Below are 22899 nucleotides of genomic sequence, written 5' to 3' on the forward strand. Positions count from 1 at the left end.
TCACTATTTTTATTTTTTATGAAAAACTCTATGAAGCGTAGTATTCTCGCACTTGTTATCATGTTATTTATGTTCGCTTTCGCGAAAGCGCAAAATCTAGCAGTGCTCAAGTATAAAGGAGGTGGAGACTGGTATAGTAACCCAACAGCTTTACCTAATCTCATTACTTTTTGTAATAAAAACATCAATACGAAGATGAATTCTACTCCTGTGTCTGTAGATGCTGGTAGTACAGACATATTCCAATATCCGCTATTGCATATGACTGGACATGGAAATGTTCTTTTTACAGATAATGATGTAGAAAACATGCGCAATTACCTTATAAGTGGTGGTTTCTTGCACATCGATGATAACTATGGAATGGCTGAGTACTTGCCTAAGGAACTTAAAAAAATATTCCCAGAGCAAGAACTTACAGAACTTGCCGCTACTCATCCTATATTTTCTAGCGCATATAGATTCCCTAAAGGGCTACCTAAAATCCACGAGCATGATGGCAAACGACCACAGGCGCTAGGACTTTTTTATGAAGATAGACTCGTTGTGCTTTTCACTACAGAATCAGACCTAGGTGACGGCTGGGAAGATCCAGAAGTACATGGAGACCCAGAAAGCGTACGCGAGAAGGCACTACAAATGGGTGCCAATATTGTTAAGTATGCTTTTGAGAACTAATTTATATTCCTTTTAAAAATCTAGACCTTTGAAATTATACTATTACTGTAGTTCATGTAAAAAAGAAAATAGCTTTAATACTAAAGCTAGCAATCGTTTTGAATTACAAGAAGAACGCGGCAATCATATAAATGACAGATGTAATCATTGTGGAACCCAAGTTAAAAGAAGAGTTAATCGAGTTCACGCAAAACCCGATATAAAAATAGTTTCAATAGGTTTATTATTAGGTATAATATCGACTATATTTTTATGGAATCTTGGCTGGATAGCAACCCTAACATTTAGTATTCCTATTCTTGCATTTTCATATGCTAGTCAACAAGCGAATAATTTTAATAAAGTAATGGTAGACGATAAATAGTCGGCTACAATCCTAATTCCCTATACTGTGCAACTCGCCCATAATCATCATAAACCGTCCACTCACAATAAAGAGATTATCCTCGTCTGTGAGCATATGACAAGTCCTGCTAATGCTGGAAGTATTTTTAGGCTAGCAGATGCCTTTGGTGTAAAAGAAATTATTTTCTGCGGAAATCAACCAGATACAAGAAGTAGCCGTTTACGTAAAACAGCTAGAAATACAGAAAAGACAATACCTTTTCGCGCAAGCGATACTATAAAAAATACATTACAAGAACTACATGACCTTTCCTTTACTAGTATTGCCCTAGAAATCACATCAAATAGTAAACCGATGAGCACAATAGATTTTTCTAGATTAGATAAAGTTGCTCTAATTATAGGTGCAGAAAGCATAGGAATTACGGACGAAACACTGGAGCAATGCAATAACATAGCGCATATTACGATGTATGGTATTAATAGTAGTATGAATGTAGCACAAGCTACAGGTATTGCACTTTATGAACTTACAAGGTCATAATTATAGTATCTTGCAGCCTCAAATGAAACCACTCAAAGCAAAAATAATAAGCATAGGTATATTACGAGCAATAGGCGTTGTAGTAGGCGTTCTCATGGTACTATGGTTGCTATATACCATTCAAAGTGTAATCGTTTATCTTGCCGTAGCTGCAGTATTATCACTAGTAGGAAGACCTATTGTGAAGTTTTTACGCTACTCGCTTAAATTTAGCCCTACTTGGGCATCCGTAGTGACCATTCTCCTACTCATCATGATTATTATGGGCGTGCTCGCCTTGTTTATACCAGTGGTGATTGATCAGAGTCAGCATCTTAGTCAGATTAATTTTGATGATGTCAAGGTGAATATTAATCGATTGTACGGAGAGATTGCCGCCTACTTTGGTATTAATAAAATGACCATTATACAAGGTGTACAACAAGCCGACTTTGTAAAGAACTTTGATTTTGGGATTATACCAACGTTTCTAAATAGTATTATAGGAAATCTAGGAGCTGCAGGAATAGGGATTTTTGCTATTATTTTTATCACATTCTTTTTCTTAAAAGACAATAGACTTTTAGTAAACAGCTTGTTAGTATTTGCCAGGAGAGGGAATGAAGGTAAATTTTTACGTGTTTTTGAAAAGATTAAATACTTGCTATCTCGCTATTTCATAGGACTCATCATACAGGTGTTTACCATGTTTGTACTTTATGCGATTATCTTGCTTTCCTTTGGGATAGACAATGCACTTGCGATTGCATTATTTTGTGCGGTATTAAACCTAGTTCCTTATATCGGTCCGCTGGTGGGTGGAGGTGTCATGTTATTACTTGTGACATCTAGTAATATCAATATGGATTTTAGAACTGTGATATTACCTAAGCTGTTTTGGATTTTTATATGCTATGGAGCTGCACAAATGGTAGATAATTTTATCATACAACCATTCGTTTTTGGAAATAGTGTAAAATCACATCCATTAGAAATATTTCTTGCAATCATTATTGCAGGATTACTATTTGGGGTATTCGGGATGATTCTTGCCGTACCTGTATATACTGCACTTAAAGTGATTTCTAAGGAATTTTTAAGTGAATACAAAATTGTTCAAAAACTTACACAAGATTTGTAATGAACACTATGCTTTTAAAGCCAGAAGTGCTTGATTATTTGAAGCTTCATGAGCAAACACCACTACACTCATTCATTCTCAAAGGTAGTCCGTTCAAAGAAATAAGCGTTCAAGAACTAGCGCAACAGCTAGAAGGCAAACGTAAAGCAAAGGGTAAATTACCGCTGTGGCATGAAACAGATGGGATTTTATTTCCACCTAAACTTAACCTAGAGCAAACCTCTTCACAAGCTACAGCTCGTTACAAAGCGAGTCTTATGGAAGGTAACCATATTGTTGATGGAACTGGTGGGTTTGGTATTGATGCATTTTACTTTGCTCAAATAGCAAAGCATGTTACGCACATTGAAATGAATGGTGAGCTTTCCGCTTTCGCGAAAAATAATGCGCAAACACTACAGCAATCTAATATTGATTTTATAGTAGGTGATTCCATAGAATTCTTTTCTAAAACTGAGCAGAAGTTCGATACCATTTTCTTAGACCCTGGAAGACGTACAGACGCAAAGGGAAAAGTATTTATGCTTAAAGACTGCCTACCTAATGTTCCTTTATATAAAAATCTATTACTATCTAAGTGTGATAGCTTATGGATTAAAACTGCGCCATTATTAGATATATCTGCAGGACTAGAAGAACTACAATATGTTGCCGAAATTCATATTGTTGCACTTAAAAACGAGGTAAAAGAAATACTGTGGAAGCTATCGTCTAAAAAAATGAGTATTCCTCAAGTTACCGTTGTTAATTTAGACTCAGAAGATCCTATACTTGAATTTGATTATACTGCAATTTTTGAGTCTACTCCCACATATGCAGCGCCTCAAAAATATTTGTATGAGCCTAATGCTGCACTTATGAAAAGCGGAGCTTTTCATTGGGTTTGTGATCATTTTAAAGTAGATAAACTTCATGAACACTCACATCTCTACACATCGGCAGAGTTAAAAGATTTTGCTGGAAGACGCTTTGAAATTTTAGAGGTACTACCCTACTCAAAGAAAGTAGCAAAAGAACTGCAAATCAATAAGGCAAATATCACCACCCGTAATTTCCCTATGAAGGTAGAAGATATACGCAAGAAGCTTAAGATTAAAGATGGAGGTTCTGTTTACTTATTTTTTACAACGCTTGAAAACAGTGAGCTCGTTGTTATAAAAACAAGTAAAATTTAATTCTAGTATTTTGTTATGATCACTTGACCTATATAAGAAGTACCTATAGGTTTTAAACTAGACACCTCTCGTCCCCCTGATGTGCTTACATAGGCCATAGATAGACTTAATGTAATACGATCTCCAGCGTTGTAAAATCTCACGTCTGTAGCATAAATTGGCAAAGAAAGAGCAGCAGGCACGTTTCCTCTGGGTATTCCTCCAAAAACTCTAAAACTATCTGTTTCATCAGTTAGTGTCGCTTTATCGTTATCAAGCTGTAAATTTATTAAAAAGTCTGTCGAGCCACTTAAAGTAATGTTAGTGTTAATCTCAAATCTATAGACTCCATCGGCTTCTATTTGAAAATATTCATCGCCGTCTGTTGCACTTGGATCTATTAAAGTTACTAGTGAAGTGTTGTTGATGCTTACTTCTGGATCAACAAATTCTATCCTACGACTGTCATTTGAATTACATGGAGAACATGTTTCAAAGATACTAGAAGTGGTAACCCCAAATTTTGCTTGATAAGCAAGTTGAGGGACTGCAACACTCTCAACTATCTGACTTGATTGTACAGTTACGATATCTCCGTTTGCATCTCTAGCTAGCAATCTACTCCTAGCATCATCATCTGATCCCAACGGGCTATCATCTATGCGCAAACCTCCATTAACGTGTAAGTCATTTTGAGGGTCTGCGGTACCTATTCCAACTTGTGAAAGTACCGTATTACCTAAAAGGCAAAAAGCAATATAAAACAGTAAACGCATAAACTAACTCATTATAGAGCCAAGTTAGTAATTGCAACGCTGTTAATGTTAAAATTTCGACGAGCGACTATATAATTCGTTGTTCTACAACCTTGTAGCCATTGGTGCTTTTAAATTTTAAAGCATTTGGTAAAAAAACAAATTTATGCCGCTTTACTATAGCACTTAACATTCTCAAATAATGCTCTAAGAACTTATAAAAAACACTTTAGACAAATGCTAGAGCTATAATAGGTAAACGTTTTACATAGCTAGAATGAAGAATAATTACTTCTTCTTAGGAGGCATCGGTCCACGCTTATGTATCACAAGACCATTTAAGAAATTACGTAAAAACTGATCGCCACATTCCATAAACTTAGGATGGTCAGGATTTCTAAAAATAGCTCCTAGTTCGCTCTTAGATACTTGAAATTCTACGAGTTTACAGATTTCAATGATTTCATCATCACGCAATTGAAGTGCTACTCGTAATTTTTTAAAGATATCGTTGTTTGTAAGAGCCATACTTGTCGGTTTTGAGCGCAAGTTACGAGATTAGACAGACAATCTTTATCATATACGAGACCTAATTTCAGTAAATAGCGACTTTTTTCATACAACTTTTAGTTAGTCAAAGCGCTATATAATGGCGATTACAAGGGTTTTAGCTTTCGCGAAAGCGTATAAAAAACTATTTTAAAACAATTAACTACAATTAATAGTTTCTGTATTAAATAACTGTAAATTTGCAACTTAACATATTTAAATTATTACAATGCACAAAGGAACAGTAAAATTCTTCAACGACACTAAAGGTTTTGGATTTATCAATGAAGAAGAAGCAAACCAAGAGCACTTCGTACACGTAACAGGACTTATCGACGAGGTAAGAGAAGGTGACGCTGTTGAGTTTGAATTAAAAGAAGGTAAAAAAGGATTAAATGCAGTAAACGTCAGAGTAATTGACTAAGCACATATAACTTTTTAGTTCACTTTTATGAACTTGCAATGCCAGTCTTACGACTGGCATTTTTTTTGTCCAATTATATAGTACTTTTGTAGCTCTATGGAAGAAAGAAAACAAACACGCATAAATAAATATTTAAGTGAAGTGGGCTACTGCTCCCGCCGTGCTGCCGATAAATTGATTGAGCAAGGAAGAGTGACCATAAATGGTAGAATTCCAGAGATGGGAACAAAGATCTCTCAAGGTGACGAGGTTCATGTAAATGGCGAACTCATCTCTGCTCCTACAGAAAAGCCTGTTTATATTGCCTTTAACAAGCCTGTAGGTATCGTTTGCACGACAGATACACGTGTAGAAAAGGATAATATCATTGATTACATTAATTATCCTAGTCGTATATTTCCAATAGGAAGACTAGATAAACCTTCTGAAGGTCTTATCTTTTTAACTAATGACGGAGATATTGTAAATAAAATTTTACGCGCTCGTAACAATCACGAGAAAGAATACGAAGTGTGGGTAGATAGACCTATCACACCTTCTTTTATTCAACAGATGGGGAATGGCGTACCTATACTTGATACTGTAACACGTACCTGTCACGTAGAACAGTTAAGTAGATTTTCTTTTAAAATCATTCTTACTCAAGGACTCAATCGCCAGATACGCCGCATGTGTGAAGCACTTGATTATGAGGTTACACGTTTAAAGCGTAACAGGATTATGAATGTTTCACTAGACGTGAAGGAGGGAAAATGGCGCTATATAACAGAAGATGAAATGAAAGAAATCTATGTACTTGTAGCAGATTCTGAGAAGACACAGGCAGAAAAAGATGCCGAACCAAAATTTAAAGATTTAAGAAGTTCTAGAAATAGATAATATTTTAAATACGCTTTCGCGAAAGCGTTATCTTAAAATCTAGAAAATAAAAAAGGCAAAGAATATACATTCTTTGCCTTTTTCTATAAAAGCCTTTTACTATTGTTCTTTCTTAGCTCGTAATATCGCCTCATCATTAGCCTCTTTCATAGCTAAATCTGATTCTTCTCGATGTACACCATTTCCTATGGATATAGGATTGGGATTATCTCTAACGATGCGTGCTTCTATTTCTTTTTCTCGCTCTGACTTATTTTTGTTTTCATCTAACTTTTTCATAATCTAAAGATACTGAGCTACCCTAGATGATATGGTTAACACGTCGTTAAGAATAGTTAAGCTTAGTTTAATTTAAAGCTCACCGCTATTTTAGTTGTGATAATAAGCTCGCCAGGTGCAATAGTTTCTCCTCCTGAGTTGTCCATTTCCATAGACATCATTCTTGCTTTATACATAGGTGGCTGTGGTGAAGAAGTGCCTTGCTCACTTATTTGTACCGCCTTACCTATAGTCTGTCCTAGCGCTTCTGCATATGCTGTTGCTTTTTCTTTTGCATCCTTTATCGCTGCTATACGAGCGTCTGCCTTTAAAGCATCCATCTTAGACGATGTGAATTGTACATTATCGATACGATTAATACCGGAATTAAGAAGTCCAGTCATTACACCCTCATACATTTTTAATTCTTTGAGCTGTATAGTGAGCGTTTGGTTTGCGTTGTAATTATACGTCTTGCTGTTATAATCGTAATTTTTATTAAGATTAATGTATTCTGTTTGTACATACTTATTATCAATTCCTTGAGAACGTAAAAACTTAATCACCTTGTCTATAGATTGATCATTTTCTGCCTTTACTTGTTGCGCTTCCTTTCCTTGAGTTTCTACACGAACTTTTATCGCCACGCCATCTGGAATTACTTTTACAATTCCTTCTCCTGTGACATTTACAAGTGGTTCCATAGTATCAGTTTGTGCAGTTAGACTCATTACCGTAAATAATAATATTGCTGTTAGATATTTCATATTTGTTTGTTTTAGACAATTAAGATAACAAAGTTGATACCATAGTTTCTTAAATCTTTCCCATTTTAAATAAGACAAAGAAAACAAGAATGGGTGCTGCAAGCGCAAGCACAATAGGTAATCTAACTTCTAGGAGCTCTGGAACCGAGATGAGCGCGATTGCATAACCCGCAATAGCACCACCAAAGTGGGCATCATGCCCTATATTATCATTGCGCTTTACCATACCATAAATGGAATAAATCATATATCCTACTCCGAATACCCAACCCGGTAAAAAGTAAATTTCTAGTCCTGGGTTAAGTAGAATACCAGCGTACACAACACCCATTACTGCTCCACTAGCACCTACTGCCGAGTAATGATATTCATCTTTATGTAGAAAATAAGACAGAATATTACCTAAGAGTAAACTGGATAGATATACCATTAAAAACTTAGGTACACCTATGGTATAGATCACAGCATTTGCAAAGAAATATAACGTGAGCATATTAAATAATAAGTGCTGCGTGTTTGCATGTAAAAAGGCAGAAGATACCATACGCACCTGCTCTCCTCTTCGTATAGCACCTATATTAAATTTGTATTTTTCAAACATAGAGTAGTTATTAAAACCACTCATAGAGAATAAAACATTTGCTAAGATAATTGCAATTGTAACTGGATGTAAATCCGCCATAAATACTAAGTTTTACTTGTAAAGATAGCTATATTTGTGCTATCAATTTCTTAACAAAATCTGAATGAAAGTAGTCGTTTTCTGGTTATTCTATCCCCTTTTATGGTTACTCTCTGTACTTCCTTTTAGAGCTTTATACATCGTTTCAGATTGTTGTTACTTTCTTGTTTATCATGTCATAGGTTACCGTAAGAAAACGGTGAGACATAACTTAAGACTCACGTTTCCAAACAAGTCTAATGATGAACTTAAGACTATTGAAAAAGAGTTTTATAGCCATTTTTGCGACATGTTTCTAGAGATGATCAAGTCTATGAATATTAAGAAAGAAGATCTCTTAGAGCGTTACCAGTTTACAAACAAGGAACTCATTACTCAGTATGATAAAGATGGTTTGAGCACTTGCCTGATGATGGGACATTATGCTAGTTATGAGTGGATTTTTGCGCTACAACTTTCTATGGAGAATCCTGGTTATGCTGTGTATAAAAAAATTAAGCATAAACAATTTGACGACCTTATTAGAAAAATAAGAGGACGATGGAATACCTTTATGATTGACTCAAAAGAAACTGTGCGCTACATACAACGACTAGAAAATGATAATAAGGTAGGTACTTATGGTTTTGTCGCAGATCAAACACCTAGGTATCATAAAGCACATTATTGGACTCAATTTTTAGGTCATGAAGTACCTTTTTTTACTGGTGTTGAACGTATTGCCAAAGAATTTTCTCTACCCGTGATATATTTTGGGACAGAGAAAATAAGCAGAGGTCATTATAGAGGAACATTTGAGTTACTATCTCCTAATGCTTCAGCAACTGATGAAGGTGAGGTTACTAACGCTTTCGCGAAAGCGCTAGAAAAACAAATTCTTGCACGTCCAGAATACTACTTATGGACACATAAGCGTTTTAAACTTCTAGGTAAAAAGGAAGAAATACTTTCAAAAATAAAGAAGGCCTAAGTCTCTTAAAACTCAAACCATTGGTCTATCGCTTCGCTTCTACTCTTTGACGTAGCAGCATCATCCTTGTGTAAATACTCATTTGAGTGCGTCTGATAACGATAATCTTCTGACCATTCTTTATGGTTTGATGCTAGTTCTTTAATGGCACTACAAGCATATAAAACCTCTTCGTTAGTGAGTGTAGGATGTATAGACATTCTAATCCAACCTGGTTTGTGAATTAAATTACCAGCGTCGATCTCGCAGGTAAGTGAATTAGATGTTTTTTGATCTACGTTGAGTAAATAATGACCGTAAGTACCTGCACAACTGCATCCACCGCGCGTTTGTACTCCAAAACGATCATTAAGCATTTTTACAGCAAGGTTAAAGTGTAAATCACTTATGTAAAATGAGATTACTCCCAACCTGTCTTTGTGATTACTAGCCAAAATATTAATATCCGGTACTTCATTGAGTTCTTTCCAGATAATATCTATAAGCTCGTGCTCACGGCTCACAATATTATCAACGCCCATCTCTTCTTTAAGTTTTATGGATAATGCGGTGCGTATGGTTTGTAAAAACCCTGGAGTACCTCCATCTTCACGCTCTTCTATATTATCAATATACTTGTGCTCTCCCCAAGGATTTGTCCAAGAAACGGTACCTCCGCCTGGATTATCTGGAACCACATTTTTATATAATCCTTTATTAAAAATTAATACACCTGAAGATCCTGGACCTCCTAAAAATTTGTGTGGCGAAAAGAAAATCGCATCTAGTCGTTCTTCGGGATTTGCTGGATGCATATCTATGTTAACATAGGGTGCGCTGCAAGCAAAATCTACAAAACACAATCCGCCATGTGCGTGCATTAATCTTGCTACATCATGATACGGAGTTTGGATACCTGTTACATTGCTACACGCTGTTATAGATGCTATTTTAAACGGGTGATTCTCATATTTGAGAAGTTCGTTTTCAAACATCTCTATACAAAAAAGCCCATCCTCCTTTGCGGGCACTACTACAACCTTTGCTGTAGTTTCTAGCCACGTAGTTTGATTACTATGATGCTCCATATGAGAGATAAAAACAATGGGTTTTATCTCCTCTGGTACGGTTACAAACTTTTTTATATTCTCAGGAACTTTTAATCCTAGTATTCGTTGGAATTTATTGATCATTCCCGTCATTCCGTTACCTCCTACAATGAGAACATCATCTTGATCTGCATGAACATGCTCTTTAATGATATCCTTGGCTTTGTGGTAACTCATGGTCATCGCAGTACCAGAGACAGTAGTCTCCGTATGTGTATTTGCCACATAGGGACCAAAATCACGTGTCATTTTATCTTCTATAGGTCCATACAGTCTCCCAGAGGCTGTCCAATCTGTATATAGTAATCGCTGGGTGCCATAAGGTGAAGTAAAGAATTGATCCACACCTACAATGTTTTCGCGAAAGCGTGTAAAGTAATTCTCTAGTTTACCGCTAGACTTAATAGGATTTAATGTTTTCATAATCAAAACTTTAGGATGTAAATTTATTAAAAAAGACAACAAAAAAGGAGCGCCGTGGCGCTCCTTTTTAAAATTGTATGAATAAGATATATTACAAGCCTGCAACCTCCTTTATAGTAACAATCATATCATTTGCGATTTGATCTGCGTTTTGTTGTGTGCTTGCTTCTGTATAGATACGGATAATAGGTTCTGTATTTGATTTACGTAAATGTACCCAGTGGTTTTCAAAATCTACTTTTACACCGTCTACCGTTGATACATCTTCATTTGCATATTTTGCAGCCATTTTTTCTAGTAATGCATCTACATCAAGCTCTGGAGTGAGTTGGATTTTTTGCTTACTCATAAAGTATGGAGGATAACTAGCTTTAAGTTCGCTCACGGTAATTTTAAGCTTCGCAAGGTGTGTTAAAAACAATGCAGTTCCCACTAAGCTATCACGACCGTAATGCGATGCTGGATAGATGATTCCGCCGTTTCCTTCTCCTCCTATTACAGCGTGTTGGTCTTTCATAGTTTGCACTACGTTTACCTCTCCTACAGCACTTGCAAAGTATTCTCCGCCATGTTTTCTTGTAATATCACGTAATGCACGAGAAGAAGATAAATTTGAAACCGTATTTCCTTTAGTCTCTCCTAATACATAATCTGCACAAGCAACAAGCGTGTACTCTTCTCCAAACATTTCACCTTTTTCATCTATAAAAGCAAGACGATCAACATCTGGATCTACTACGACACCAAAATCTGCACGCTCATCCACTACCATTTTACAGATATCACCTAAGTGTTCTTTAAGTGGCTCAGGGTTGTGAGGGAATTCACCATTAGGCGTGCAATATAATTTTACTGCCTCTACTCCTAATTCTTCCAGAAGTCTTGGTATTGCGATACCTCCGGTAGAGTTTACACCATCTACTACGACTTTAAATTTGGCAGCCTTAATAGCATCTACATCTACAAGTTCTAGCGCCTTTACTTCTTCAATATGCAAATCGATGTAAGCATCATTTTTTGTGATAGCACCTAGATCATCTACTTCAGCAAAAGTGAAGTCTTCATTTTCTGCATACTTAAGGATCTTCTCTCCCTCTACTCCGTTTAAGAATTCTCCTTTACTATTTAATAACTTTAAAGCATTCCACTGTTTTGGGTTGTGAGAAGCCGTGAGTATGATTCCACCGTCTCCATGTTCCATAGGTACAGCGATTTCTACGGTAGGCGTGGTAGAAAGTCCTAAATCTATAATATGAATCCCCATTCCTATTAAGGTATTCATCACAAGTTCTTGTATCATTGATCCAGAGATACGAGCATCACGACCTACTACTACTCTATAGGTTTCTTTGTTACGGTCATTCTTGAGCCAGGCCCCATATGCTGCAGCAAATTTCACAGCATCTACTGGTGTTAAGTTATCTCCTGTGCGTCCTCCTATGGTTCCGCGTATTCCTGAAATGGATTTTATTAGTGTCATAAATTATGATATTCTGAGATTAGGTGTTAGTTGATTGATGACGCAAAAGTAAAGAATTGAACTCGATAGCACTTATGACGCAATTTAAATTATGTTTAAGTTTTTTTGCTTTCGCGAAAGCGTAACTATCGCAACATTGATTTTTTAAGTATTATTTGCCCAGTAACCATTGATAATACAACTTGCAACAACTATCTTGTTCTCTATATGAACTTCCTTGCACACATTTACCTTACAGACGGATTACCACAAGAGACCATAGGCAACTTTATGGCAGATGGTATAAAAGGTAAAAAGTACCTCAAATACTCAGATGATATCCAGAAAGGAATTTTAATACATCGCTGGATAGATAGTTATACAGACAGTCACCCTATTGTAAAACAAAGTACAAAGCGGCTTCACGAGAAATATGGACATTACTCTGGTGTGATTGTAGATATTCTATATGATCACTTTCTTGCTAAAAACTGGAAGAACTATCACGACACGCCTTTAGACATATACATCGCAGATTTTTATCAATTACTTGAGGATAATCATCACCTGCTCACGAGCCGAATCCAAAAAATGATGATCCCTATGATGGAACAAAACTGGTTACTTAGTTATGCGACTATGGAAGGAATAGGCACAGTGCTCTATAATATGAATATACGCACAAAGCGCCGCGTGGCAATGGATAAGGCTATAGAAGACCTAGCCGAACACTATGAAGCCTTTGAGGATGAGTTTACGAGATTTTTTGAGGAACTGCAGGCATTTGTTGAGCTGAAACTCAAAGAACTTTAAGTTTGATATATTTACGTTAGAAAATACAACCACATGAAAAAATTACTATTACTCCTCTCTCCTATCTTATTTATAACGTGCAAGACAGAAACACCTACTCCTGAGCCCGTACATGGATTAATTGCACAAAAAGCAATGGTAGTTTCTGCTCGAGAAGAAGCCTCACGCATAGGATCAGAAATTATGGAGCAAGGCGGTAATGTTTTTGACGCCATGATTGCAACAGATATGGCGCTTAACGTGGCATATCCTTTTGCAGGAAGTCTAGGTGGTGGTGGTTTTCTAGTATATCGTACTAAGGATGGCGAGATAGGCGCGCTAGATTATAGAGAGATGGCTCCCGCAGCCGCTACGCACGATATGTATCTTGATAAAGATGGTAATGTGATTCCTAACTTGAGCACAGAGGGAAGCCTTGCTGTGGGTGTTCCTGGAGGTCTTGCGGGTATGTTTGCCGTACACGAGAAGTTTGGTTCTTTACCTATGTCTCAAATTTTACAACCGGTTATTAATCTTGCTCGTAATGGATATGTGGTAACTGAAAGTCAAGCCAAACGATTTGATGCGTTGCGCGAGAAGTTTATCGAGCTTAATGGAGATAGTATTTTATATGCAAACGCTTTCGCGAAAATGTCTACCCTCAAAAATGAAGCCCTTGCAAAAACACTAGAGCGTATTGTCGCAAAGGGTAAAGACGAATTTTACAAAGGAGAAACTGGACAGAAGTTAGTGAACTACCTACAATCAAAAGGCGGAATCATCACGATGGAAGATCTTGCTGCTTACGAAGCAAAATGGCGTACTCCCGTAACTTTTGAATATGATAATTTGAGAATCATTTCCATGAGTCCTCCCAGTTCTGGTGGTGTATGCTTATCAGAAATCATGCAAATGATTGAACCTTACGACATCTCACAATATGGACATAATACAGTAGAGAGCATCCAGCTACTTACCGAAGCCGAGCGACGTGCCTATGCAGATCGTAGCTTTTATCTAGGAGATCCAGACTTTGTTGAAATTCCGCTGGAAACATTACTCTCTGACGAGTATGCAAAAAACAGAATGGATTCCTTCTCTTGGGATAAAGCTACAAAGTCAAGTGACATGAGCCATGGGAAGTTACCTGGCTATGAAAGTATGGAAACCACACACTACAGTGCGATAGATCAGTACGGTAATGCGATTGCTGTGACAACTACGCTTAACGGTGCTTATGGATCAAAATTATATGTAGACGAGATAGGTTTCTTTTTAAATAATGAAATGGATGATTTTTCTAGCAAACCTGGAGTTCCTAATATGTTTGGCCTCATAGGTGCCGAGGCAAATAAGATTGAACCAGGGAAGCGTATGCTATCAAGTATGACTCCTACCCTAGTAGAAAAAGATGGAGAATTCTGGATGACCGTAGGAACTCCTGGAGGATCAACAATAATTACTTCTGTATTACAAACGGTTCTTAACGTTCATGAATATGGAATGACTATGCAAGAAGCGGTAAATGCACCACGCTTTCACCATCAGTGGTTACCAGATGTTGTATTATTTGAACCAAATAGTTTTGATGCTGAAACCATAAAAGGGTTACAAGAAAAGGGATACAACACAAATGAAGAACAATCTCCAGTTATCGGAAAAGTAGACGGTATTTTAGTGCTTCCTGACGGCACATTAGAAGGTGGCGCAGATAGACGTGGAGATGATACTGCGGTAGGGTTTTAAATAGCTTCACGAGTATAACACCCAATTTTATAATAACTTTAAGAATACAGTAAATACTATAGTTGATTATAGGACGTTATCATCGTTTTAACAGTAAAGGTTGCTATCTTTGGCAGCCTTTTTGTATACTATAAGAAACCTTTAAAAAAACATATATTTATGAAATACATTGCGCTTTTTATGTGCTCCTTCCTTGCCTCAGTGATGACGGCACAAAATCTTCCACTAGCGGTAAGTGATGTCGCTCCACTAGAGACACACTCTAGTCCTATTCTTCAAGAGCTACTTTCTCAAGAAATAGCAAAGAATCCTAAATGGAAGAGCATGGTCAAAGCAAATAAAATGTCTATAGGTATTGTAGATATGAGTAATGTAGATAGAATAGAATATGCAGGATTAAACGATGAGTTTATGATGTATGCAGCTAGTCTACCTAAAATTGCAATTTTACTTGCAGCTATGGATGCTATAGAAAATGGCGAGCTTAAGGATTCTAAAGAAGTGCGCAAGGATATGCACCTTATGATTAGTAAATCAAATAATGCTGCATCTACACGTATGATTGACCGTGTAGGTTATGAAAAAATAGAACAAGTACTACGTAGCGATCAGCTTAAACTTTATGATGAAGAAGTAGGTGGTGGTTTATGGGTAGGAAAGAGATATGCTGCAGGCGGGAGACGCCATCCAGAACCTATGAAAGGTCTTAGTCATGCTGCTACTGCAAGACAAGTGTGTAGCTTCTATTACCAACTTGCAATGGGAAATCTTATCAACCCAGCAAGATCTTTAGAAATGCTTAAAATCATGAAAGATCCTGCATTACACCACAAGTTTGTAAATACATTAGATAAAATTGCTCCAAAAGCTGACATCTATAGAAAGTCCGGATCATGGAAAAACTGGCACTCGGATTCTGTGCTAGTATGGGGACCTGAGCGTAAATATATTTTGGTTGCTCTTATAGATGATTCTCAAGGAGAGCAGATTGTTAGAGATTTAGTAATTCCTTTAGAAAAAGCAATGAAAAAATCACGAGCTTTAGCATTCAACTAGAGCATCTCACAATCCAAACATAATTAATGATAAAAAGACTTTATAAAAAAGCCTTTGATATAAGAGATGGTGAAATCACCATCTCTTTTTTTATGCAACTGTACATCTTTTTGGTGATTACAGTATTGCTCATTGTTAAGCCTACAGTAAATGCACTTTTCCTCTCTGCCCTAGGTGCAGAAAAATTACCCTATGGGTATCTCATGGTTGCCGTGGTAGCCATCATTAGTTCGTTTTTTTATAACAAAGCGCTTAAACAACATTCTTTTAAGAGGGTTGCGACAATCACACTCTCTGCTTTTTGTCTATTTTTTATTATTCTCTCTATAGCGCTACACTTTAAATTTCTTGAAGTCTGGGTGCTTTATCTCTACTATGTTCTTATATCGCTTTTTGCAGTTGTAGTTACTTCACAGTTCTGGATACTAGCGAATATGGTGTACAATGCTAGAGAAGCAAAGCGCTTATTTGGTTTTATAGGTGCTGGGGCTATTGCAGGAGGTATTTTTGGAGGATATTTGACAACGCTTATTTCTGCAATGTTCGGGAATAAGGTTTCTATTCTCATAGCAGGTATTCTTATTCTCTCATGTGTGCCCATTTTACACCACATATGGAATTTAAGGCTCCGTACGCTTACCGTTTATTCTAGAAAGAAGGAAGTACATCAAGCGACCTCGCCAGATCGTAATGCGTATCAACTCATATCAAAATCAAAGCATTTACTATACCTCGCTTCTATAATTGGTGTAAGTGTCGTTGTTGCTAAGCTCGTAGATTTTCAATTCAGTGATTTTGCGCATAGAGCATTGCCAGATTCAGATGAGTTAGCTTCGTTTTTGGGTTTTTGGTTCTCTTCATTTAATGTCGTTGCACTATTAATTCAGCTGTTTATCACAAACAGAGTGCTCAGTTATCTTGGGGTAACCTCAACCATGCTCATCCTTCCACTAGGGATTGCTTTGGGATCACTCCTATTTCTTACGGTACCTGAGCTTTGGGTACTTATCATTATCAAAGGATTAGATGGTAGCTTCAAACAATCAATAAACAAAGCAGCTGCCGAGCTTTCTATTTTACCCATACCTTACGCAATAAAAAATCAAGCTAAATCATTTATAGACATCGTAGTAGACAGTGTTGCTACAGGTCTTGCAGGATTTTTACTCATTTTTGTAATAAAAGGAATGGAGCTGGATACTAAGTTTGTGACAGTACTCACACTCTTTTTTCTATTTGTTTGGCTCATTTTAATTTACAAACTAAGGGATGCTTATTTTGACTCTTTCAGAACTAACTTGAAGAGCTTACTTCTCAATAAGGAGAGTTCTAAGAAGACATTCCAAGAAGATAGAACAATCTCTACCGCGAGACGTATTTTACAAACTGGTGAAGAACAAGAAATACTAACGCTCCTTACGAGGTTATCTACTACAAAACTCAATCCTCTTAAATCGCATATTGTAAAACTTCTCGATCACCCTTCTAACGCTGTAAAAAAAGCAGCTTTAGAAGAATTATATATATACAAAGAAGGAACAGCGCTAGCTAAGGTAAAAACACTGCTCTCTAACGAAGATGATGCGCTCACACTTGCTGTATTACAATATTTATTGCATCATACCCAATTAGAAGACGATAGCGTTTTTAATGAATACCTCAACCACCCTAATCAAAGAATATCAAAAGCGGCATTACTTTGTCTCGCACAAGATGCGCGCACTAATGATCGCCTCGCTACGCGATTTGACTTAAGAAATCGTATTGGCAAAGAAATCGAGAGATTAGGAACTCCCGAAGGATTAGAAAATCAAAAAGAAACATCAGAATTACTGCTAACGATTGCATACTCTGGGATGAAAGAATTTTATTATTTCATCTCTATTCATTTTAGTAACAAGCAACGTTCTGTTGCTAGAAAAGCAATTCAAGCTGCAGGTATCACTACAGATCCATTATTTGTAGGACACCTACTGCAATACTTAGAGGATAAAGACTTACGTAAGACTGCTATAAAAAGTTTAACTCAGTACGGACCAGAAATTACCAAAACCCTGCTTCAGTTAGAAAGTGAGGATGCTTTTAGCCTTGATATAAAAAGAAATCTACCTAAGGTTATTGCAACTTTTAATTCTCAGAATGCAGTGCGCATTTTATATAAATTTCTAGCTAGTAATAATCTTATCGTACGCAAGAATGCCTCAAAATCATTGTTGAAATTAAGTACGCAAAATCCTTCTCTAGTAATAGATAAGCGACGCATAACAAAATACATCCTAACGGAAAGCAACTATTATCAAAGCACCATAAATGCCCTTTCAACCTTTATAAAGCTTGTGAATACAACTTCCCTAAGCGAAGACATAAATGGAAAGGAAACAGAAATTTTACTTGCTCGTGAGGCGATTGTCATGATTTTAAGAGAGCAAGTAGATTTAAGTCTGAATAGTATTTTTACATTACTGAGCATACGCTATAACCAAGACGACATTACAGCTGCTTTTCTAGGCTTAAAAAGTGATGATGATAATGCAAAAGTGAACGCTATCGAATTTCTAGATAACCTACTTCACATTAAACTTAAGAATAAGATCTTACCGTTACTAGAGTACAACATTATTGAAACAGAAGGAGCAGATACAGCACACTTTGAAATAGAAGATCAGTCAGAATTTCAAACTATTCGTAATTTAATAAGAAACCGAAGCAGGCAAATGAATATCGCCATGCTACATCTTATAGAAATCTTAGAGGATGCGAGATACATTCCCATCACACAATCCTTTACTAAACATAGAAACAAAGGTATAAGCAAGCTAGCAACGAGAGTTCTGCAAGGTCTTAAAAGCTCTCAGAAAGCTAACAAATAATATAAAAAATGCCCATTAGATTAGTTCTAATGGGCATTTTTAAAGTTATTAATTATGATGACTAGGATGGATTTACCACCTCATCAATACTACTTGCTAGATACATGTGAGCTCCAGCAGAGTTTTTATTAAGCACATTGGTCATTAAGCAAACTATGTACTTCTTTCCATTAGGTTGCTCTACAATGATTACGGAGTTCATATAGTTATATACATTTCCTGCATAATCTTTACATCCTGGGTCTTTACTGCGATCACATTTATAAAATGATCCAGATTTAAAAAACACAGCGGCATCATCAAGTCTATTAGATTGTGCATAACGTATTCTTCTATCTGTCATATATAATAAACGCTTCATCTCCAGTGAGCTTTCTTCATCTATTACGTTTCCTTGCTCTAAGGCTACTAGAAACTTCATGAGTCCTTTAGGAGTTCCTATACTACCACCTTCTCTTCCTACATACTTTCCAGCAGGTCTTGTAAACATCCCTCCTAGTCTCCAGTCATCTTCTGTTATCCCCAGCTCTCTTAGAGGCTGATTTACAACTCTGTTTGCTTGGCTGGTAAGAGAGTCTCTATCCGTCTCTACAAAGTAATTTTCAGACTCTTCTTCTGTTAGGTCTGCATAATCCATTCCAAAGGCGTCTAGCAGCATCGTTTCTCTGTACAATACGCTTGCAGCTCCATTGTTACTCACAGACACCATATGATCTGCCCACTCGTATAATGAAAACTCATCACTTGCCACTACTTGGCGTTTTGTAAGCTTATCCTTTTCAATATCATAAATTGGAATGGTGTGGTGATCTCCTGTACCCCAGTAACGTGCTTTTACGCGCTTATTACACATAAGTCCTGTACGTAGTGCAAAATCATCTGGATAAGTCTCTGCAAGCTCATTGAAAAAACCATTTAGTACGGCAATTTTACCCACACTTCCTGGCTGGTAACCAGCGTTCTCTCTATGGGCTGCATACTTCAAGTTTTCTGGGTCACTCATATCAAGAACCGCAAGCGAGTAATTTCCGCCTGGAGTGATTCTTGCAATAGCACGCGCAAATTCTGGATCTTCAACGAGGAGTGCACCAAGAGAATCTTGCTTTCGCGAAAGCAAATTCAACTTAATATCATTTAGTTTTAAATAAGCTCCATTAGGAATACGCTTATTAGTAATGCTATCTTTCTCCATTTTTTGAAGACGATACAATCTTTTGATTCCAGTGCTGTCATAACCATCTATAGGATAAATTATCGTGGCAACAAGTGTGGATAATGCAATAAATGTAAATGTGATAAATGTCTTCATTAGTTTATTGGTGCGTCTAAGGTTATTAAAAAGTCTTCATTAATTACAGGCGAAATAGATTCTAAATATTCAGAAGTCTTTGCCGTTTTATTCTCTACAAAAGGTCTAATCTGGAACAACCACAGTTTATCATTCTCAAATCCTAACTCAACATCATAAGCTCCATCATAAGTAGATCCTGTCATTTCTGGAAGGCGTGTTCTTATAGACTGAGCTATTGCACGTATATCATTTATGTTTTTCTCATTGAGTATTTGCTTATCAAATGTGGCTATGTTCTTCTTAACACCTCCCGTTGCCGGCAAGCGTATATAATCTGCTTGACGTGCAGGAGAAAGTAACCTGCTGCCCGTTGTTGTTACAAGTCTAGTTTCGGCAGCTTGGCCATCTACTGCTCCTCCTGCTCCACGGCTAAAGGCGATTGTAAGATCCTCATCCGTTCCCTGATTAATTCCTTTGGTAATCATCACTCCACTATAATCCACATCTACAGATGGTATAATTAAAATGGATGGAAATACATTTTCTGGATTACTCAGATATTGCTGGCGCCACTTAAAGCTACGCTCCGTATATGGAGAAGCCCAAACGTCTTTAATTCCTTTCAAGATTTTATCTTCATCAAGTATATTAAAGAGGGTCAAGTTCAATCCTGCGCCTGTAAATTCCTCAAGGTCTTCCATATTTGTATCACTACGCAAGAACACGGGTGTTTTACCGATAGGTGATTTAAACACTTTTTGGAAATCTGCTCGTAAGCTATTCACAAATGACGGCTTAAGTGTCATTACATTAATCGCATCACGCAACCTCTTCAACTCTTCTAGTTGGAAGGTCTCTATCTCTTTTGACGATGCGCCAGAGGTTTTCATGTCTTCCGCTTTCGCGAAAGCGTTATTTAAAAACTCCCAGTAAGAACCATCATAACTAGCCATCTTTTGATCCATATGATCTTTAAATATTCCGAAAGGAATCACAAGTCCTTCTACTACCTGATCTGGAAACATCTTTTTAAGCTGACCAAGGTTTGCCGCCTTAGGACCTACAAGTTTTCCAGATGCACTTGCATCAAGATCTCGCATGTTTATGATATCTTTTTTATCAAGCTGAATCTTTTCTACAGGCACCGTTACTTGGCTAGTAGAACGTTGCTTCTTTGTAAATAACTCACGTTCTTCATCTGTAATATCGTCCTCGCCTTTTATGATAACGCTTCCCTTGTTTGAAACTGCATAAAACACATTCTTACCGCTATACTTACTCAAATCTTGAAGGTTTTCTTGAGATAAGGCCGCATTAGGAATACCTAAGTTTCTAGCAAGTAATTGCACGTGCGAGACAAGGTTACCTTCTGACACAGTCATAATACCAGCAACAGGTTTAAGATCTGATGGCGGTTTTTCAAAAACGTAAATCTTCTCCGTATCTACCTCCACTCCTTCAGGAGATCCTTCAATAACGACAAGCTCACCATAAGCATAGCCAGGATTTAATCCTCGTACAGAAGACTGTCCATCTATATCCATCACCTTGTTTTCAAGTCCTGAATGCTTTGCGATAAATGCTCCTAACGTACTAACACTCTCCCCTAAATCAAGAGCAACAGACGAGCGTACACGATCATCTATGAAGCCATATGCCTTAGGTTCAAACTGCGCATAGATATCTACAATCTCTTGATAGTTTGCTTTTACCTGAGAGGCGCTCCACTCTACAAGTCCCCTTGATGTGGCAAGAAAATCGTTTAGTTGTGCAACACTCTTATCATTATGATAGCTATCGGCGATGAGATAAGGCTCTACCGCTGCCCACTCATTCATTTCTATAAGTCCTGTTCCCGTCGCGGCATAACCCAACGTCTGAATCTTATATAGTAAACTCTTGAGTGTCTCTGGTTTCCACTCTTGTGTTTTTATAAGAAGTATATCTTCAAGCTCGTTAGAGAGGTCAAGCATTGTGAGCTTATCACTTCCTCTATCTAAAGTTTCTATCTCTTGGCGAATTAAGCACAAAATGTCTGCAATTTCTGGCACTAATATCTCAGGAGAGGCGTCACGCTCGCTGTTTGCAAGAAAGCTTGTTATACGTTCTGTGAGCTCATTTTTTACAGATACTTGATTTACTTGCGCTTGTAACTCCTTAAAATTAATAGGTGCATAAAAAGCAGCCATTGTTTTCTCTAAAGCATCAAACTGAGATTTTAATTTATCAGAAAGATTGCCTTTATGCTTTGTTCTAAATTCTTGTACCATCTGGATATCACTCACGCTAGGTTTACCATGTATCTTAATACGGGCATCCATAAACTTAGGATAATCTTCGGCGAGGATTTTTGATTCGCTACGCATACGTTGTGCAATGTTACTATCACCATCGTGTGGTATATCTCGCAATGTTTGACGCAGTAAATAGTAATTTTGTCTTAGTCTCGTATCGCTACGCAGTAGCCACTCATAAAAGTCGATACCCCATGCTTCTTCATCTTCAGATTGTACAGCTCCTCTATAAAATTGAGATTTGCGCTGCACCCATCCATCATCTACACTCCCTAAGTAGCGAGCAAGTTGATATTGTTTAATGCGGCTATGGTCGTTTGCCACATCCCAAAAAAGTTCTTTGTCTGTATTTGCAAGAATGTCTGCCACATATAAATGGTGCTTTTTACCTAGTGCGATAAGATCATCACTGTAACTTGCATGTTGTACTCCACCACCTATGTCATCTGGACAAGGGTCACGTGCTTCACGCTGTGTACCATCTTTACAAAACCATTCAATCTTTTTGTAAGGACCACGAGCATTTTCTTTAAATGTTTCAATACTCTTTTTTATAGATGCAACAGGAAGGTCCTGCGCATACATTGTACTCGCTATACAAATAGTAAGGCTTGTAAGCAATAACTGGGTAATTTTCAACATGTAGTAATGTTTGATTTGATTGTTTGAACTAATATAGGTTAGTCCAAATTTGATTGACTAGAGATTAACGTAAATCTAAGTGATAATTAACTTAATAATAACGATTACAGCCT

At 37.1% G+C, this 22899-nt stretch carries 21 protein-coding genes; 12 read left to right on the forward strand and 9 right to left on the reverse strand.

The genetic code is table 11. The features are described from left to right. Positions 1 to 30 precede the first annotated feature (30 nt). Genes ACJJVU_RS10300 through ACJJVU_RS10320 form a run of 5 tightly spaced genes read left to right on the forward strand, consistent with a single transcriptional unit; the run spans position 31 to position 3862 of the window. On the forward strand, positions 31 to 678 hold the full coding sequence (locus ACJJVU_RS10300) for a DUF4159 domain-containing protein (protein WP_298324727.1): 648 nt from the start codon (positions 31 to 33) through the stop codon (positions 676 to 678). Between the two features lie 28 nt (positions 679 to 706). Then, a complete protein-coding gene (locus ACJJVU_RS10305) occupies positions 707 to 1042 on the forward strand; it encodes a hypothetical protein (RefSeq protein WP_298324725.1) in 336 nt (111 codons plus the stop codon). 27 nt (positions 1043 to 1069) lie between these two features. Beyond that, positions 1070 to 1567, forward strand: coding sequence for a TrmH family RNA methyltransferase (locus ACJJVU_RS10310; protein ID WP_405225002.1), 498 nt, complete (start codon positions 1070 to 1072; stop codon positions 1565 to 1567). Between the two features lie 22 nt (positions 1568 to 1589). Then, on the forward strand, positions 1590 to 2687 hold the full coding sequence (locus ACJJVU_RS10315) for an AI-2E family transporter (protein WP_298324722.1): 1098 nt from the start codon (positions 1590 to 1592) through the stop codon (positions 2685 to 2687). Further along, positions 2687 to 3862, forward strand: coding sequence for a THUMP-like domain-containing protein (locus tag ACJJVU_RS10320; RefSeq protein WP_405225005.1), 1176 nt, complete (start codon positions 2687 to 2689; stop codon positions 3860 to 3862). Before ACJJVU_RS10315 ends, ACJJVU_RS10320 begins: the two co-directional genes overlap by 1 nt. Before the next feature lie 2 nt (positions 3863 to 3864). Here ACJJVU_RS10320 and ACJJVU_RS10325 read toward each other — a convergent pair whose 3' ends face one another. Together ACJJVU_RS10325 and ACJJVU_RS10330 are read right to left on the reverse strand one after the other, a co-directional pair. Beyond that, entirely contained in the window at positions 3865 to 4617 is a 753-nt protein-coding gene (locus tag ACJJVU_RS10325; RefSeq protein ID WP_405225008.1) for a hypothetical protein, read from the reverse strand. A gap of 267 nt (positions 4618 to 4884) precedes the next feature. Further along, on the reverse strand, positions 4885 to 5124 hold the full coding sequence (locus ACJJVU_RS10330; protein ID WP_013752290.1) for a DUF1456 family protein: 240 nt from the start codon (positions 5122 to 5124) through the stop codon (positions 4885 to 4887). A gap of 250 nt (positions 5125 to 5374) precedes the next feature. On the opposite strand from ACJJVU_RS10330, the gene ACJJVU_RS10335 reads away from it, so the two are divergent. Then, positions 5375 to 5569 carry a cold-shock protein gene (locus ACJJVU_RS10335; protein ID WP_013752291.1) on the forward strand — a complete coding sequence of 65 codons (195 nt, stop codon included), beginning with the start codon at positions 5375 to 5377 and terminating at the stop codon, positions 5567 to 5569. A 96-nt stretch (positions 5570 to 5665) separates the two neighbouring features. Then, positions 5666 to 6448, forward strand: a complete 783-nt coding sequence (gene rluF, locus ACJJVU_RS10340) for a 23S rRNA pseudouridine(2604) synthase RluF (RefSeq protein WP_405225012.1) — start codon at positions 5666 to 5668, stop codon at positions 6446 to 6448. Positions 6449 to 6547: 99 nt separating this feature from the next. On the opposite strand, the gene ACJJVU_RS10345 is transcribed toward rluF, so the two are convergent. From ACJJVU_RS10345 to ACJJVU_RS10355, 3 genes are all read right to left on the reverse strand, one after another. Continuing rightward, positions 6548 to 6727 carry a hypothetical protein gene (locus ACJJVU_RS10345; RefSeq protein ID WP_405225015.1) on the reverse strand — a complete coding sequence of 60 codons (180 nt, stop codon included), beginning with the start codon at positions 6725 to 6727 and terminating at the stop codon, positions 6548 to 6550. Positions 6728 to 6789: 62 nt separating this feature from the next. Next, the gene (locus ACJJVU_RS10350) at positions 6790 to 7473 is read right to left on the reverse strand and encodes an SIMPL domain-containing protein (RefSeq protein WP_144783871.1); all 684 of its coding nucleotides are present in this window, start codon (positions 7471 to 7473) and stop codon (positions 6790 to 6792) included. A gap of 49 nt (positions 7474 to 7522) precedes the next feature. Beyond that, entirely contained in the window at positions 7523 to 8155 is a 633-nt protein-coding gene (locus ACJJVU_RS10355) for a rhomboid family intramembrane serine protease (RefSeq protein WP_144783869.1), read from the reverse strand. Positions 8156 to 8219: 64 nt separating this feature from the next. Here ACJJVU_RS10355 and ACJJVU_RS10360 point away from each other — a divergent pair, with 64 nt between their 5' ends. Then, entirely contained in the window at positions 8220 to 9125 is a 906-nt protein-coding gene (locus ACJJVU_RS10360; protein ID WP_405225020.1) for a lysophospholipid acyltransferase family protein, read from the forward strand. A 5-nt stretch (positions 9126 to 9130) separates the two neighbouring features. On the opposite strand, the gene ACJJVU_RS10365 is transcribed toward ACJJVU_RS10360, so the two are convergent. Both ACJJVU_RS10365 and glmM read right to left on the reverse strand, forming a co-directional pair. Next, positions 9131 to 10636, reverse strand: a complete 1506-nt coding sequence (locus ACJJVU_RS10365) for an aminotransferase class V-fold PLP-dependent enzyme (protein ID WP_339844715.1) — start codon at positions 10634 to 10636, stop codon at positions 9131 to 9133. A 91-nt stretch (positions 10637 to 10727) separates the two neighbouring features. After that, entirely contained in the window at positions 10728 to 12116 is a 1389-nt protein-coding gene (glmM, locus tag ACJJVU_RS10370; RefSeq protein WP_405225023.1) for a phosphoglucosamine mutase, read from the reverse strand. Between the two features lie 207 nt (positions 12117 to 12323). On the opposite strand from glmM, the gene ACJJVU_RS10375 reads away from it, so the two are divergent. The 4 genes from ACJJVU_RS10375 to ACJJVU_RS10390 all read left to right on the forward strand — a co-directional run bounded on the left by ACJJVU_RS10375 (position 12324) and on the right by ACJJVU_RS10390 (position 18559). Further along, complete coding sequence (locus ACJJVU_RS10375) at positions 12324 to 12908, forward strand: ACP phosphodiesterase (RefSeq protein WP_405225026.1); 585 nt, start codon at positions 12324 to 12326, stop codon at positions 12906 to 12908. Positions 12909 to 12941: 33 nt separating this feature from the next. Beyond that, on the forward strand, positions 12942 to 14633 hold the full coding sequence (gene ggt / locus ACJJVU_RS10380; RefSeq protein WP_405225029.1) for a gamma-glutamyltransferase: 1692 nt from the start codon (positions 12942 to 12944) through the stop codon (positions 14631 to 14633). Between the two features lie 159 nt (positions 14634 to 14792). Beyond that, positions 14793 to 15689, forward strand: a complete 897-nt coding sequence (locus tag ACJJVU_RS10385; RefSeq protein ID WP_298324686.1) for a serine hydrolase — start codon at positions 14793 to 14795, stop codon at positions 15687 to 15689. Positions 15690 to 15715: 26 nt separating this feature from the next. Next, entirely contained in the window at positions 15716 to 18559 is a 2844-nt protein-coding gene (locus ACJJVU_RS10390; RefSeq protein WP_405225033.1) for an Npt1/Npt2 family nucleotide transporter, read from the forward strand. Between the two features lie 61 nt (positions 18560 to 18620). Here the strand turns inward: ACJJVU_RS10390 and ACJJVU_RS10395 are convergent, their stop codons facing one another. Continuing rightward, positions 18621 to 19868, reverse strand: a complete 1248-nt coding sequence (locus ACJJVU_RS10395) for a serine hydrolase (RefSeq protein WP_405225036.1) — start codon at positions 19866 to 19868, stop codon at positions 18621 to 18623. Further along, entirely contained in the window at positions 19868 to 22786 is a 2919-nt protein-coding gene (locus ACJJVU_RS10400) for a PEP/pyruvate-binding domain-containing protein (RefSeq protein ID WP_405225039.1), read from the reverse strand. Before ACJJVU_RS10400 ends, ACJJVU_RS10395 begins: the two co-directional genes overlap by 1 nt. Positions 22787 to 22899 lie beyond the last annotated feature (113 nt).

This window comes from Dokdonia sp. Asnod1-B02 (assembly GCF_045063955.1).
In the GTDB taxonomy this organism is placed as follows: domain Bacteria; phylum Bacteroidota; class Bacteroidia; order Flavobacteriales; family Flavobacteriaceae; genus Dokdonia.

Excerpts from the sequence above, each read along its gene's own strand:
- ACJJVU_RS10300 (WP_298324727.1), top strand. The coding sequence starts at position 31 with ATGAAGCGTAGTATTCTCGCACTTGTTATCATGTTATTTATGTTCGCT.
- ACJJVU_RS10315 (WP_298324722.1), top strand. The coding sequence starts at position 1,590 with ATGAAACCACTCAAAGCAAAAATAATAAGCATAGGTATATTACGAGCA.
- ACJJVU_RS10320 (WP_405225005.1), top strand. The coding sequence starts at position 2,687 with ATGAACACTATGCTTTTAAAGCCAGAAGTGCTTGATTATTTGAAGCTT.
- ACJJVU_RS10325 (WP_405225008.1), bottom strand. The coding sequence starts at position 4,617 with ATGCGTTTACTGTTTTATATTGCTTTTTGCCTTTTAGGTAATACGGTA.
- ACJJVU_RS10330 (WP_013752290.1), bottom strand. The coding sequence starts at position 5,124 with ATGGCTCTTACAAACAACGATATCTTTAAAAAATTACGAGTAGCACTT.
- ACJJVU_RS10335 (WP_013752291.1), top strand. The coding sequence starts at position 5,375 with ATGCACAAAGGAACAGTAAAATTCTTCAACGACACTAAAGGTTTTGGA.
- rluF (WP_405225012.1), top strand. The coding sequence starts at position 5,666 with ATGGAAGAAAGAAAACAAACACGCATAAATAAATATTTAAGTGAAGTG.
- ACJJVU_RS10345 (WP_405225015.1), bottom strand. The coding sequence starts at position 6,727 with ATGAAAAAGTTAGATGAAAACAAAAATAAGTCAGAGCGAGAAAAAGAA.
- ACJJVU_RS10350 (WP_144783871.1), bottom strand. The coding sequence starts at position 7,473 with ATGAAATATCTAACAGCAATATTATTATTTACGGTAATGAGTCTAACT.
- ACJJVU_RS10355 (WP_144783869.1), bottom strand. The coding sequence starts at position 8,155 with ATGGCGGATTTACATCCAGTTACAATTGCAATTATCTTAGCAAATGTT.
- ACJJVU_RS10360 (WP_405225020.1), top strand. The coding sequence starts at position 8,220 with ATGAAAGTAGTCGTTTTCTGGTTATTCTATCCCCTTTTATGGTTACTC.
- ACJJVU_RS10365 (WP_339844715.1), bottom strand. The coding sequence starts at position 10,636 with ATGAAAACATTAAATCCTATTAAGTCTAGCGGTAAACTAGAGAATTAC.
- glmM (WP_405225023.1), bottom strand. The coding sequence starts at position 12,116 with ATGACACTAATAAAATCCATTTCAGGAATACGCGGAACCATAGGAGGA.
- ACJJVU_RS10375 (WP_405225026.1), top strand. The coding sequence starts at position 12,324 with ATGAACTTCCTTGCACACATTTACCTTACAGACGGATTACCACAAGAG.
- ggt (WP_405225029.1), top strand. The coding sequence starts at position 12,942 with ATGAAAAAATTACTATTACTCCTCTCTCCTATCTTATTTATAACGTGC.
- ACJJVU_RS10385 (WP_298324686.1), top strand. The coding sequence starts at position 14,793 with ATGAAATACATTGCGCTTTTTATGTGCTCCTTCCTTGCCTCAGTGATG.
- ACJJVU_RS10390 (WP_405225033.1), top strand. The coding sequence starts at position 15,716 with ATGATAAAAAGACTTTATAAAAAAGCCTTTGATATAAGAGATGGTGAA.
- ACJJVU_RS10395 (WP_405225036.1), bottom strand. The coding sequence starts at position 19,868 with ATGAAGACATTTATCACATTTACATTTATTGCATTATCCACACTTGTT.
- ACJJVU_RS10400 (WP_405225039.1), bottom strand. The coding sequence starts at position 22,786 with ATGTTGAAAATTACCCAGTTATTGCTTACAAGCCTTACTATTTGTATA.